Source organism: Sphingomonas mucosissima (assembly GCF_002197665.1).
Classification (GTDB): Bacteria; Pseudomonadota; Alphaproteobacteria; order Sphingomonadales; family Sphingomonadaceae; genus Sphingomonas; species Sphingomonas mucosissima.
The window spans coordinates 294,519-307,091 of record NZ_NBBJ01000003.1; the positions used below are offsets into that span (position 1 = coordinate 294,519).

Here is a 12,573-nt window from a genome sequence, read left to right on the forward strand (position 1 = left end):
CGGAGCGATCCGCGGAACTGGACTTCATTTTCGAGAACATCATGCAAAGACTGAAGAACAAGACGTGCGTCGTTACCGGCGCTGCGCGTGGGATCGGACGCGCCATTGCAGCGCGCTTCCATGACGAAGGCGCGGCGGTGATCGTGACCGACATCGACGAAGAGGCCGGAGCGGCGACGGCGGCCGACATCGGGTGCCGGTTCGTGGCGCTCGATGTGCGCGAGGAAGCCGATTGGTTGCGATTGGCCGGCATCGTTCCTGTCGCCGATGTTGTCGTCAACAACGCCGGCGTGACCGGGTTCGAAGCGGGGATGGTGGCGCATGATCCGGAACACGCGAGCCTTGCGGACTGGCGGGCCGTTCACCAGGTGAACCTTGACGGGACGTTCCTTGGCTGTCGCTATGCAATCGGCGCGATGAAGGCGGCAGGAACGGGCTCGATCATCAACATTTCGTCGCGCTCGGGCCTCGTCGGCATCCCCGGGGCGGCGGCTTATGCGTCGTCCAAGGCCGCGATCCGCAACCACAGCAAGACGGTGGCGCTTTACTGTGCGCAACAAGGCTGGAAAATCCGCTGCAACTCGGTCCATCCGGCGGCGATCCTAACGCCCATCTGGGAGCCGATGCTGGGCGACGGCCCGGATCGAGACGCAAAGATGCAAACGCTGGTTGCCGATACGCCGTTGCGGCGCTTCGGGATGCCGGATGAAGTGGCGGCGATCGCGGTGCTGCTGGCCTCGGACGAGGCGACCTACGTCACCGGCACCGAAGTGAATATCGACGGCGGGCTGCTAGCCGGCGCCGCGGCATCGCCCGGCTGATGGTGAGGGCGGCCCGATGCGCCACGCCCGACATTCGGGCGCGATGATGGCGAGCCCGCGGGGATCGGCGGAGTGGCCGAAAGTTTCCAGCGGGTCCGGTTCCGGAATCAGCCTCGGCGCTCGTGAACGACCGTAAGTGGGTGAAAGGCAGACGTCAGCTTCAACTGGCCAAGACTTGGCTCGGCACGACGGCGATAAGCGTCAATGATCGCCTGCCAGCCGTCAGGCTGCATATCGGGTGCGTTGACGGGCCGCTCCCCTGCGGTGGCCAGAAAGGGGCGGATACGCGCGTGAAGCAAGATGAAGCCAATGCTCGATACTCGCTTGATACTCGCAAGTTGCGCATAGGTCACATCTTAATGTCTCGAAACGTCATTGTTTGTTTGGCGGGTCACCGTTACTGGCCGCAAACCCAATCCGGGTCATGCAAAGGGGTAACATGAAGTATATCGTTGCGAGCGCGCTTGCGCTTGCCATTGCCGCGCCTGCCGTCGCTCAGACCGCCGCTCCCGTAACCTCAGGCGCCCGCGTCGAGGCTCGCGTTGGTTGGGACCGTCCGGTGCTCGAGCAGACCTTCGGCGACCAAGATGGCTCGCTGACAGAGAAAGAGGGCAAGAGTGGCGTCGCCTACGGGATCGAGGCGGGTTACGACCTCGTTACGGCAGGTCCGACCCTGATCGGTTTGTACGGCGGGATCGAGGATTCGAGCGTCAAGGACTGCCAGGTCGTCACCGTGGGTGATCGCGCGTGCATCAAGGCTGGCCGCAACATCACGGCCGGCGCCCGTGTCGGCTTCGTCATGACCCGCGGCATGGTGTACCTCAAAGGTGGTTACTCCAATGGGCGAATGATCGCATCCTATGAGGACCCCGCATATCCGGAAGACAACTTCCGCCTGAAGGGTGACTTCGACGGTTTTCATCTGGGCGCCGGCGGCGAGGTGATGATGAGCCGCAACGTCTACGGCAAGCTCGAGTACGTTTACACGAACTACGCGGATGAGCGCGTGGGCGACGGCGAAGCGTTCGGCAGCTTTGACCTGGAGCGCCACCAAATCGTAGCGGGCGTGGGTTTCCGCTTCTGATATGATGGCAGCGCGCCAATACGGGCGCGCTGCCTTTCTCTCGGCAGCTAGACCCGCGCGCGGCGGACATATTCTTCGCCATGATCACGGTTTTTGATGGCTCAGCGTAGCTGTTACACCCGTCAACCAGGCTGATCCTCGCGGTCTGATGAGGGATTGTAGAAGTCTCCTGGCGGTCCGCTCTTGCACATGTCGTAATCGCTTGCGACCACCGGGAGCGGGTGGATAGCGGACCAACCGCTTGTTCAAACTCGGCTGAACCGCAGACCGTGAGTCAACGAATTAAAGCGCGCAGCTCACCGCGGCTGAACCCGTAGTCCGCCGGGGCTGTAACAGCGGGCTGCGCAATCGCTGCGGCCGCCTTCCTGGCAAATCGTCCCTCCTTCCACGCCAGCCAGAGCGCGACCGCACCGACGGTACCGCAGACCAGCAGCGCCGGCAGCGAGCCCTCAGGCCCAAAGGCGCCGCCCGTCAGCCATTCCGGCACGCCCGGCCGCGCCGTGCTGCGCGCGATCGCGGGCCCGAGATCGCCGCCCGACACGGCGGCCCCGAACAGATATCCTTGCGCAAAATTCCAGGCGATGTGCACGCCGATCGGCATCCAGAGCCTGCCGGTCAGCGCGTATAGCGCGCCAAGCATCACCCCAGCCTCGACCGCGATGCACAGTGCGGCGAAGATCGACGAAGCCGAATTCGGCAGGTGTCCGGCGCCGAACAGTGCGGCTGAAACGAGGAAGGCGGGCGCTGGACCGAACGCCCGCCATAGCAGGCGTAGCACGATCCCGCGGATCATGAGCTCCTCGATGACCCCCGCCTCAATCGCGAGCCCCGCGGCGCGCCATGCGGACGCAGGCCCGACAAATGCGACGTCGTAAAGGCCGAACGCTATCATCACCGCCATGACGAGGGCGAACATCGCCAGTCCCAACACAATTCCGACGAGCAGTTGCCCAGGCGCCGGCCTTAGCGCGATCTCACGAGGCCAGCGCCCTTCGCCGAACCGCACCAGCAAGGCGTAAGCGCCAAGCGCCACAGCAGCGCCGGCGCAACGGGCAAGGAACTGAAGGGGGGCAGCGTCCGTCGGCAATAGCCCGCGGACAGCCGACATGACCGGGCCGAACGACATGACCACGGCGAAGAAAAGCGCCACCATCCATGCGATGGCACGCAGCCAGAGCAGGCGATCTTCGTGAAGAAACCGCTGATCGCCAAGCTCGATCGGCAATCCCCAGCGTGATTGGCTTGTCATCAGTTGTCCTGCCCCCGGTTGTGTCTGGCGGAACCGAAGCAGCCAAGGCCGCTGCCCGCATTCCGTATGGGGACACCTTCTGCAAAGACTGCGCCAAGCGGCTCGATGCTGCACGAACGCTGGGTGAGATCAGTTCTGGAGCCAGGCGCAGCGGCTTACATTAGCGATCGGCTGGTGCGATCTGCTAAGTCTTGGCAGGAATCTCACCGCGGAACGCAGGCCGGGTCGGGATGTCCGCTCACGCAGAAACCGACGAGGCCTTGTGGCGGAAGCCTTTTGTGCAGCCGTATCGGTTCAGGGCTGCGCGTTTACGTCGCTGCATTCGCCCCCACTGGAGAGGCCTTATGGAGCCGCTACACTGGCCTCGCGCAATGCTTCCACCCGCAAGCGAGGAAATACCTCCTCGATCGGCTTGGTATCGGGCAGCACATAGACATAGCCGCCCTTCTTCTGGAACTGCGGGCGAAGCAGCTGCGCGTAAAAGGCCTTGGGCACGTTGATGCAGCCAAAGGTGATGCGGTTGTCCTCCGGCGTCGGGGACAGCATCCGCTCGCGGCGGCGCTCCTTCTTGCTGCTGTCCGCCGGAATCGTGTGAATCGCGACGGAGGTGGCGTAATCCACCCACAATACCCGCTCTCGCCCGAAAGCGAGGCCGAACTTTGCCAGGTAGCGTCCGGCAGGGGTGGTCTTTTCGGCCGGCCCGATCTCCGACAGCTTCTTGGTGCCAACGCCGGCGGTCGCCTCGTCGCCGCGTGCGATGCCGATCAGCACCGGCACCTTGCCGAGCAGCTTGCCCGTGGCATTGTAGAGCGAGAGCGACGCATCGTTCTTGTCGATGATCGCATAGGGCAGCTTCTGATTATCACCGGACGTGCCGACCCAGCGCGCCACGCGGCTCGTATCAGGCGTCTGGACGATCACGTGTTCCGGGGCGCCTTCCGATGTGGTTGCGGGAGTGCTCGTCGGAAGCGCGTTTTTGGCGCGGGCCTTCTTTGCACTCGCTTTCCCGGCGGCGGGCTTCCTGGCCGCAGCCGTTCCCGGCGCCGTGGCGGCCTTCGCCTTGGCCGGCGACACTTGCAGCGGGCGGGCGGCCGTGGCGACCGGAATCATCAGCGCAAGCCCAGCCAGCGCCCGCAAAAGAGCAATCATCTATTCGTTACGCTCACAGTTTCGGCCGCCCGCCCCCGATGGAGCAGGCGGCCGTTTCTTGTCGATGGTTTTGGATCAGTTGCGCGGGCGCTTGCCGCGCGATTCCTGCGCCTGCAGCCGCTGCTCGACACTGTCGACACGGCCGTTGAGCTGATCCAGGCGCTGGCCGCTGGTCTGCAGCTGGCCCGAAGCGGCCTGCGCTTCTGCCAGTGCCGCCTTGGCGGTGCCGTCGGTCTCCTGCAGCCGGGTCTCCAGCGTGTCGACGCGCTGGCTCACGGGCGCGATCTGCTCACGCACATAGGATTTGGTGGCGCAGCCGCCGAGGCTGACCGCCCCCGCCAGGATAAGCACTGCAGGGGCAACTTTTGACGCATACAGGTACATCGCGTGTCTTTCGATCGTTAATCAGCCGGAACAAGGAAGCTGAGGGCCGAGATTCCAACAATCCTCATTCTGTTGACCTGTGCATCTTCCACGATCAATTGAAGAAGGTCAGTGCACACTCTTGAAACTCAAAAAAGTTTCCTGATCCGGCCAGGTTTTCTTGTTCGCACCTTATCTCTTGCCCTTGCGCTCCGGTTTCACTGCGAAGGGATCCTTGGGGATTCCATCCTCCAGTGAACCGTCTGCGGCTGCACTAGAGGCTCCGGATTTTTGCGCACTCACGCATTGGCGCAGTTCGGCAACGGCGGCGCCGCTGCCTTGCAGATCCAGCCGCGCGACCGGCACGTCCCCGCGCGCGATGTGCAGCGCCTTGGACGCCGCGAAATAGGCGGGGAATTTGGGCTCGAACGTGGAAACGAAGCCCTGCTTCCCCTCGGACTGGATCCCGACCGCGAAGTGGCCGGGATAGTCGCCGCGCGACAGGCGGTAGGTCAGCTTCAGCTGTTCCTTGGGCTTGATCGACCAATTGGGGTTCAGCACCGACAGGTGATTGGATCCATCCACATCCAGCCCGAGCAGCAGCGTAGTGCCACCATTCCGGTCGAACTCGCGTGTAAGGAAACAGCCCTTTGCGTCCTTGCTCACGGCCACCGTCCAGCCTTCGATCGTGCGTGAGGCGTATTCCGCCGCAGCCGGGGCGCCGGCGAGAAGCCCGACGGCAAGCACGCTCACGGCGAGCGCGGCGCGGCGTCTTGCCGATCCGCGCCCTGCGCGCCGCAGCGCGGATTGTTGCAGCATCCCCATCAGCATCTTTTCTCCCACGGCGGCTGTAGCGCCCGGCCTAACGGCGGAACGCGTCCTTGGCCATCGCAACGCGGGACCCGAGGCGTGCCGCTGCGCTCCGAGCTGGCGCATCATCCGACCCGATCGCACCAGTGCGGCCCACTGCGCACCAGCTAGGCCGAGGGCGCTAGATCGTGATCGCGACGAAGACCGCCCCGGTTTCCCCCTTCCGGTCCGCCACGTCGAAGGCTTCGTTGATCCTGTCCAGCGGGAAGCGGTGCGTGATCATCTTTTTCACGTCGATCCGCCCCTTGGCGATCAGGTCCAGCACCATGGCCTGTTCGCGATAGATGTCGTGCATCGCGAAGCTCGCGCTGGGGATCAGCTGGATCTCGCTCATCTGGATGCGTTGCCATTCCAGCGGAATGGACGTTTCGCCCGCATCGAAACCGCCGACGAGCACGACCTTACCGACACGTCGCGCCATCTTCGTCGCCTGCGGGAGCGTTTGCGGCATGGATTCCCCGCCGACGCACTCAAAGACGATGTCGGCGCCCCGCCCGCCGGTGAACGCCATCACCTGTTCCACGGGGTCCTGCGTCGCGACATTCACCACGGCATCCGCGCCGAGTTCCTTCGCCAGATCCAGGGCGCTTTGCACGAGATCGCAGATAATGACGTCGGCACCGCTGGCTTTCGCCAACATCATCTGGCCCAGCCCGATCGGCCCCGCCCCGATCACCGCCACCTTGTCGTTGATGCCCAGCCCCGACAGGTGCTGCGCGTGCAGGCAGACGGAGAAGGTGTCGATCAGCGACGCTTCCTCGAAGCTGACGTGATCGGGCAGCTTGTAGAACTTTTCCGCCGGCCCGGCGACATATTCGGCATAGGCGCGCGAGACATATTGGGTCCGCACGTCGTATAGATGCTCACAGATATTGTAGCGCTGGACGCGGCAATATTCGCACACGCCGTCGCCCATCACCGTTTCGATCACGACGCGGTCGCCCGGCTTCACATTGACGACGTCGGCGCCCACCTCCACCACTTCGCCGGCCAGCTCATGCCCCACGATGTGGCATTCCAGCTCGGGTTCGTGCTTTTTCCAGTGGCGGAGGTCCGTGCCGCAAATCCCGGCCACCCGCACGCGGGCAAGGACGAAATGCGACGCTGGGATGATCGGCCGTTCGGCCTCCGTCACCTCGAACGTGCCGTCGGCGGTTTTCAGTGCAGCCTTCATACGTGGTGCGATCCCTGATCTGAAAGGAGGGCGGCTCAGCTCGTCTTCTGGATCCGCGGCTCGATGCGCAGGTTCACCACGTCGCAGGCGGCCGAACGGGTGAGAATGAAGAGGATCGCTTCGGCAACCTCTCCGGCGTGCAGCATCTCGTGGTTGGCCACGGCCTCCCGCTTTTCCTCCGGGCTGCATTCCTGCATGTCGGTGTCGACGGAGCCGGGCTGAACCACGCTCACCTTGATGTTCTTGTCGGCGATTTCCTTGCGCAGCGTTTCGGCAAATGCCTGGATGCCGGCCTTGGTGGCGGCATAGACGCTCTCACCCTCCGCCTTGATCTCGGTGCTGATCGACCCGACGAACAGCAAGTGCCCGCCGCCTTGCTGCTCCATGCGCTTGATCGCGGCGCGGGCGCAGGCGAGATAGCCGACGAGGTTGGTTTCGATCACGTAGCGCCAGTCATCGTCCGCCATTTCATGGATCGGCTGCGCGCCCAGCGCCGCGCAGGCGACCAGCATGTCGATCCCGCCCAGCTTTTCGTCGACCGCCGCGAAGACCTGCTCGATCCCATCCTCGGTGGCGGAATCGGCGATTACGCCGAACAGCTCACTGTCGCCGCCGCCCTCGCGCGCGCCGCTCAACGCCTCGTCCAGCGCTTCCTGATGCCGGCCAAAGGTCAGCACGCGCGCGCCCTCCGCTGCCAGTCGTTCCAGCGTGGCGCGCCCGATCCCGGTGGTGCCGCCGGTCAGCAGAATGCGTTTGCCGGCCAATTTGGTATGCTCGATCGCCATGATTACTCCCAAGTGATCACCAGCCGGCCGTTGGCCGGCACGTTATAGTCGATGCGGCCGTCGGAGCTTGCATAGGGGCGGAGCGCATCGCCGTCGGAGGTCGTCACCACTGCCTTCGGCAGCTTGTGCCGCTTCACCCGCACCAGCCGCAGATTGGCGGTGCACGGCTCGCTGCCGTCGAGCGTCAGGGTGAGCGCCCGGTCACCGGTGCGCTCGATCCCGCGGACCAGATAATCGCTGTACAGCCGGAAAGGCGCACCCTCCACGTTATGAAACGCGCGCGTCGCAAAGATGAAGGCTGCGCCCGCACCATAGACCTCCTGCCCGACCTGCCCCGCCTGCTGCCCGTCGGGATAAAGGTCTTCGAGCGGAAACGAGAGTTTGGGATCGACATGCCCGTTCGGCTCGCGCTGCTTGTCGGCAATCGCTTCGGGCGGCAGCGCGTCCGGATAATAATACCAGGCGCGCGACAGCACGTATTTGCAATATTCGTTGACCAGCATGCGCGCTTCGGGCTCGAGATCGGGGCCGCCGTCCCGCAGGTAGCGATCAAACGCGACAAAGCTGTCGAAGCATTCGTACATCGCCATATACGGCGCGTCCTGGAGACAGGTGACTGCCAGGAACGTCTCGTAGGCCGCGGCATGGCCGACCTGGCTGTCCCAGATCACCGAATTGTGCAGGAAGCTCGCCAGATAGACGTAGCTTTGCTCCAGATAGAGGTCGTTGTTCGTGATCCGCCACAGCCGCATGCACGCCGCCGCGCCCCATGCGGTCAGGTTCGCCTGGTAGTTGACGTTGAAGCGCAGTCCGATCGCCGCATCGATCGCGCTGCGCGCCTCGTCCAGGTACAGCTTGTCGTCGGTCAGCTCGAACGCTTGCAGCATTACCCAGGCGTAGATGCCGCCCACGTCGGTCTGCCCGCGCCCGTCCGCCGGCGCACTCTGCGTGATCACCGCGAAGTCGGTGACGTTGTACTGGATCGGCCAACGATAGTCGAAATGCCGCGCCGCCTTCACGGCATAGTCCAGCGATTGCAGGAACAGCGCGCGCGCATCGTCGTCGCCGTCCAGCGCCAGGATGCCAAGGTTCAGCAGCGGGTGGTAAAGATACCAGCTGTCGACCGCATCGGCGTCCTTGTCCTTGCCGACATTCGGCAGATACCGCCGCAGCGTCTTGAGCTTGGGATCGTAGAATTTCGTCAGGCCCTTTTTCAGCTCGGTTTCGAGCGGCAGCGGGTCGCCGCGCCACTTGCCCCAGCCGTGCAGCGCCGCGATCACCGACATCTGCACCATGATGTCGGGATATTCCGCGCCGGTGTATGGGTGGACATACAGGTGGCCATAATGGCGGATGGTCGCTTCCGGTGCCTCGGCCAGGTCGCGCGCCGCCCGCTCCGCCCGATCGATCCAGTCGCGATATTGGACGGCGGGCAGCTCCAGCATCCGATATGCCGCGCCCAGCATCTGCACGAACTGGCGCGCGGACTCCCGCTCGTGCGGCGGCGCCTGGTGACGAAAGACCAGGATCGCGTCGGAGATGATGACCGGCTTGCCGGCGGGCAGCGCTGCCTTCGCCGGCTCGGTGTCGCGCGAAGGGCATGGCATCAGATAGCCAAGCTCGGGCCACTCACCGCCGACCACGCCGTCGGGCGTGGTGCCCGTGGCACAGTAATAATCGTTCAGCGCCGTCAGGTTCTGGAAGTAGAGCACGTTGCCAAAGCCCGGCTCATCGATGCGGAAATAGATCAGCCCGCCATTATGCCCGCGCTGCGCCGCCTCGACATTGCCGCTCGCAGCCAGGGGATCGTCTCCTTCACCCAGCGGGTAAAGATCGCGCGGTGCGAAGGGCAAGGTCATGTCACTAGCGGGCGTCAGCTCCACCGTGATGCGAAGCCGCTCCAGCGCGTCCTTGCTCCGTTGCAAGGCGATGATGTGCGTGCCCGTAGCACTGGTGATCTCGATGCGTGCCGCTTCGCCAGGTGCGCAACGCAGGGACTTGCAGGTGAACGGCCCGGCAAGGAAAGCGGCGCGGACGGCAAGCCCGCCCTGCCCCGGCCGCCGAACAATGGCGAACACGGAATCATGCGCCGCGCGTACCTCTACCGCCAGTTCACCGATATCAAACTTCGTCAGCTCCTTGCCGCCGCTGTGAAGCGTTTCGCGCAGCGCCAGCAGATAGGGGCTAACTGGTGGTGGCAGGGTTTTCACCTTTGTTGCCATCATGCCCTTCTCCGTTCAGGTGCCACCACTAAGCTGTCACCGCCCGGGTTGTTCCGCCTCCTTCGCGAAGAAAGGTAACGGGGCTAATCTCTGTTAAGTAAAAGAAAAAGATCGCGAACAATTGAAGCGCTGCGCGGTGCAGGTGCCGACAGCGCGTCCGCACGCAAGACTTGAGGACCGATCAACAGGGAGGCGAGTTACAAGGGTCAGATGGGCAGGAGATTGCATGTTTTTCCTATTCTCACGGCGGCTGGGCTGCGCAGGGTCGCTGATCGTATCGCTCGGCATCACCCTTCTGCTCCTGTATCTGCTCGGCTGGCTGTGATGCGGCGGCTCGCGCGTATCGTCGCGCTTCCCCTCGCCTGCGCGCTGGGAAGCTGTGGCTCCGGCGCCTCCACCGATCCTGCAACGGCGATCTCACCGGAGGATCGGGCGCTCGGCGCGGAGCAGCACGCTGCGCTGCTGAATGAGTTCGGCGGCGAATATGGCGGCGGCACCGCGCGCTACGTTCGCGACACCGGCGAACGCATCGCCGCCGCTGCGGGGCTCCAGGGGCAATGCACCTTTACTCTCGTCAACAGCGCGGTGGTGAACGCCTTTGCGGTGCCCGGCTGCTACATCTATGTCACCCGCGGCCTCGTGGCGGTGGTGACGAGTGAGGCGGAGCTGGCGTCCGTCCTGGGGCATGAGCTTGGTCATATCGTTGGCCGCCATGCCCAGCGGCAGCAAAGCAGCTCGATCTGGCGGCAGCTCGGCGTCATCGCGGTCGCGGTGACGGGATCGGAGCGGCTCACGCGGCTTGCCAATCAGGCCGCGCAATATTTCGGCCTGCGTTATTCCCGCACTCAGGAATATGCGGCCGACGACCTCGCCGTCCGCTACCTCCAGAGCGCGGGCTATGATGTTTTTGCCGCGGCGGACATGCTGACGGCCCTGCAGCGCCAGGAAAGCTTCATGGCGCGGCTTCAGCGCGCAGACGGCGCCCGCAGCCTGCCCGAATGGGCGCTCAGCCATCCGTTGACCGAACGGCGGATCGCGCGCGCGCGCGAAACGGCCGTCGAAACCGGACTGGCCGATGACGCCCTGCCGGAAAACGAGGCGCCCTATTTCGCCGCGGTCGACGGCCTGCTCTTCGGCGACGATCCCGAACAGGGCTTTGTTATCGGCAGCCGCTTTGCGCATCCGGTGATGCGCATCTCGTTCGAGGCGCCGGCTGGCTTTTCGCTCGCCAACAGCCCGCGTGCGATCCGCCTGACCGGGCCGAACGGCATTTCGGGCGAATTCGGCGGCAGCCCGTTGCCCCCGGGCGGGCTCGGCCGATACGCCGAGGCGCTCGCCGCGCACGTGGTCGGCGATGCGCCGGCCGACATTACCGATCTATCGGAAGTGCTGGTCAACGGGCTTCCCGCCATCATCCTGCAGGTGCGTATCGCGGTTCGCGACGGCGCGGTGCCGCTGGCCATGGCGGTGTACGATGGCGGGGACGGTCAAGCCTATCACTTCATCATCGCCTCGCCGCCAGCGGATGGCAGCGCGCAGGCGATCGCGCGCCTGTTCGCCTCGTTTCGCCGCTTGTCGCCAGACGAAGCGGCGGCGTTGCGCCCGCGCGTGATCCGCACCGTGCGCGTCGGGCCTGGCGACACGCCGGCCACCCTCGCCGCTCGCACCATAGACCCTGCCCCCGGCCCGCTCGTCGCGCTGCTCAATGGACTTGATCAGCGACCGCTTCGCGCGGGCAGCCCGGCAAAGATCGTCACGTTTGCCGACCGTCCGAACGCCGCTGCGCCCTGAAGCAATAACTCGGCCGGTCGCAAAGACAACGAGCTCACTGGCCCAGCCGCCATCCGCACTTTGAGCAAGTACATCAAAATGACGGGAAAATACCGGCGCCGCTCGGCGACATGTCCCGATCGTTTCGCTTACTGCTCCAGCCCCATGCGCCGACGCATCTCGCGGTCACGCCGATCGCGTCTCGCCTCACGTTCTTTCTGCATCCGCCGCACCTTGAGGATTTTCATGGTCGACAGCGCAACAACCGGCGTTGCGATCCCCGCCGCAAGTAACAGTGACATCTGTTTTCCCCCGAAAACTATGCCCGGGAAATAACCGATTCGGATGTTTCATGAAATACATGATTCAAGAAGGTGGTGATCCGCTCATGGACAGTCGCTTGAAATATAGGCGATTGACTTCCTGGCAGATGATACCGCCCATTTTTCCGCTTCTTGCGTAAAGTACCTCAGAAACCCGCCGCCTGGCGGCGCGTCAGGTGATATCCCGTGGCGAACGCCAGACCGGTAAGTAGAGGCGCCAGCCAAAGACGCGCGCGCGCAGCCCGGTGGCGAGTTCAATCAGCAATGCGCTCCTTTGGCGACTGGTGACGCCCCGAGTCGTTCGCCCACCAGGGTTATCCGGCGATGAGGATCGGCAGAGTCGCGCCAACCGCCACATTACGCGTGACGCTGCCTGGGCTGATCTGCCGCACGCGAAAACGGGCGAAGCCCCCAACAGAAAAGACGTCAGCGCCGGCTGCCTGCGCATAGCCCGCCTTGGCAATAGCTGGCGATCCGCTTGCCCGGGCGTTCAATCCATTTAGCGTGCAGTGACGTACTACGTCGTCATGGCTGTCCCGCTCGCTCTCGACCGCGCCGGACGCCGGCTCAACGGTAACCACGTCGATGGCGGCGCCTGAGTCGGTGAGTCGCACAAGCGCGTGAACAGCCCGGCGGGCGTCTGCCGTCGGTTTTCAGCCAAGTACGGCCGTTGAGTGCGCGCCACCGCCTATCCCGCCAACAGGATCAGGTCAGCGATCTGTCAATTGCGTCCCAGGTGATCGAGAAGCCAGTCTCCGGACCC

Annotated in this window: 12 protein-coding genes; 3 read left to right on the top strand and 9 right to left on the bottom strand. The window is 64.3% G+C overall.

All coding sequences use genetic code 11. From position 1 onward, the window contains the following. Positions 1–41: 41 nt before the first annotated feature. Positions 42–821, top strand: a complete 780-nt coding sequence (locus SPMU_RS11135) for an SDR family oxidoreductase (protein WP_088333943.1) — start codon at positions 42–44, stop codon at positions 819–821. A gap of 439 nt (positions 822–1,260) precedes the next feature. Then, positions 1,261–1,905: an outer membrane protein gene (locus tag SPMU_RS11145; RefSeq protein ID WP_169715695.1), complete on the top strand. Its 645-nt coding sequence runs from the start codon at positions 1,261–1,263 to the stop codon at positions 1,903–1,905. Positions 1,906–2,179: 274 nt separating this feature from the next. Here the strand turns inward: SPMU_RS11145 and SPMU_RS11150 are convergent, their stop codons facing one another. The 7 genes from SPMU_RS11150 to SPMU_RS11180 all read right to left on the bottom strand — a co-directional run bounded on the left by SPMU_RS11150 (position 2,180) and on the right by SPMU_RS11180 (position 9,720). Beyond that, positions 2,180–3,154, bottom strand: coding sequence for a type II CAAX endopeptidase family protein (locus SPMU_RS11150; protein WP_088333946.1), 975 nt, complete (start codon positions 3,152–3,154; stop codon positions 2,180–2,182). 342 nt (positions 3,155–3,496) lie between these two features. After that, entirely contained in the window at positions 3,497–4,303 is an 807-nt protein-coding gene (locus tag SPMU_RS11155) for a hypothetical protein (RefSeq protein ID WP_088333947.1), read from the bottom strand. Positions 4,304–4,378: 75 nt separating this feature from the next. Next, the gene (locus SPMU_RS11160) at positions 4,379–4,687 is read right to left on the bottom strand and encodes a hypothetical protein (protein WP_088333948.1); all 309 of its coding nucleotides are present in this window, start codon (positions 4,685–4,687) and stop codon (positions 4,379–4,381) included. A 171-nt stretch (positions 4,688–4,858) separates the two neighbouring features. Next, positions 4,859–5,497, bottom strand: a complete 639-nt coding sequence (locus SPMU_RS11165; protein ID WP_245833113.1) for a hypothetical protein — start codon at positions 5,495–5,497, stop codon at positions 4,859–4,861. 160 nt (positions 5,498–5,657) lie between these two features. After that, positions 5,658–6,710: a zinc-dependent alcohol dehydrogenase gene (locus SPMU_RS11170; protein WP_088333949.1), complete on the bottom strand. Its 1,053-nt coding sequence runs from the start codon at positions 6,708–6,710 to the stop codon at positions 5,658–5,660. Between the two features lie 35 nt (positions 6,711–6,745). Continuing rightward, positions 6,746–7,495 carry an SDR family oxidoreductase gene (locus SPMU_RS11175; protein ID WP_088333950.1) on the bottom strand — a complete coding sequence of 250 codons (750 nt, stop codon included), beginning with the start codon at positions 7,493–7,495 and terminating at the stop codon, positions 6,746–6,748. A gap of 2 nt (positions 7,496–7,497) precedes the next feature. Further along, positions 7,498–9,720, bottom strand: a complete 2,223-nt coding sequence (locus tag SPMU_RS11180; RefSeq protein ID WP_088333951.1) for a hypothetical protein — start codon at positions 9,718–9,720, stop codon at positions 7,498–7,500. 321 nt (positions 9,721–10,041) lie between these two features. Here SPMU_RS11180 and SPMU_RS11185 point away from each other — a divergent pair, with 321 nt between their 5' ends. After that, on the top strand, positions 10,042–11,508 hold the full coding sequence (locus tag SPMU_RS11185; RefSeq protein ID WP_169715696.1) for a M48 family metalloprotease: 1,467 nt from the start codon (positions 10,042–10,044) through the stop codon (positions 11,506–11,508). A 128-nt stretch (positions 11,509–11,636) separates the two neighbouring features. Here the strand turns inward: SPMU_RS11185 and SPMU_RS16935 are convergent, their stop codons facing one another. Both SPMU_RS16935 and SPMU_RS11190 read right to left on the bottom strand, forming a co-directional pair. After that, complete coding sequence (locus tag SPMU_RS16935) at positions 11,637–11,789, bottom strand: hypothetical protein (protein ID WP_169715697.1); 153 nt, start codon at positions 11,787–11,789, stop codon at positions 11,637–11,639. A 335-nt stretch (positions 11,790–12,124) separates the two neighbouring features. Next, positions 12,125–12,424, bottom strand: a complete 300-nt coding sequence (locus tag SPMU_RS11190) for a hypothetical protein (protein ID WP_088333953.1) — start codon at positions 12,422–12,424, stop codon at positions 12,125–12,127. Positions 12,425–12,573 lie beyond the last annotated feature (149 nt).

What these genes read in the sequence shown, in the direction of transcription:
- SPMU_RS11135 (WP_088333943.1), top strand. Translation starts at nt 42, where the DNA reads ATGCAAAGACTGAAGAACAAGACGTGCGTCGTTACCGGCGCTGCGCGT.
- SPMU_RS11145 (WP_169715695.1), top strand. Translation starts at nt 1,261, where the DNA reads ATGAAGTATATCGTTGCGAGCGCGCTTGCGCTTGCCATTGCCGCGCCT.
- SPMU_RS11150 (WP_088333946.1), bottom strand. Translation starts at nt 3,154, where the DNA reads ATGACAAGCCAATCACGCTGGGGATTGCCGATCGAGCTTGGCGATCAG.
- SPMU_RS11155 (WP_088333947.1), bottom strand. Translation starts at nt 4,303, where the DNA reads ATGATTGCTCTTTTGCGGGCGCTGGCTGGGCTTGCGCTGATGATTCCG.
- SPMU_RS11160 (WP_088333948.1), bottom strand. Translation starts at nt 4,687, where the DNA reads ATGTACCTGTATGCGTCAAAAGTTGCCCCTGCAGTGCTTATCCTGGCG.
- SPMU_RS11165 (WP_245833113.1), bottom strand. Translation starts at nt 5,497, where the DNA reads ATGCTGATGGGGATGCTGCAACAATCCGCGCTGCGGCGCGCAGGGCGC.
- SPMU_RS11170 (WP_088333949.1), bottom strand. Translation starts at nt 6,710, where the DNA reads ATGAAGGCTGCACTGAAAACCGCCGACGGCACGTTCGAGGTGACGGAG.
- SPMU_RS11175 (WP_088333950.1), bottom strand. Translation starts at nt 7,495, where the DNA reads ATGGCGATCGAGCATACCAAATTGGCCGGCAAACGCATTCTGCTGACC.
- SPMU_RS11180 (WP_088333951.1), bottom strand. Translation starts at nt 9,720, where the DNA reads ATGATGGCAACAAAGGTGAAAACCCTGCCACCACCAGTTAGCCCCTAT.
- SPMU_RS11185 (WP_169715696.1), top strand. Translation starts at nt 10,042, where the DNA reads ATGCGGCGGCTCGCGCGTATCGTCGCGCTTCCCCTCGCCTGCGCGCTG.
- SPMU_RS16935 (WP_169715697.1), bottom strand. Translation starts at nt 11,789, where the DNA reads ATGTCACTGTTACTTGCGGCGGGGATCGCAACGCCGGTTGTTGCGCTG.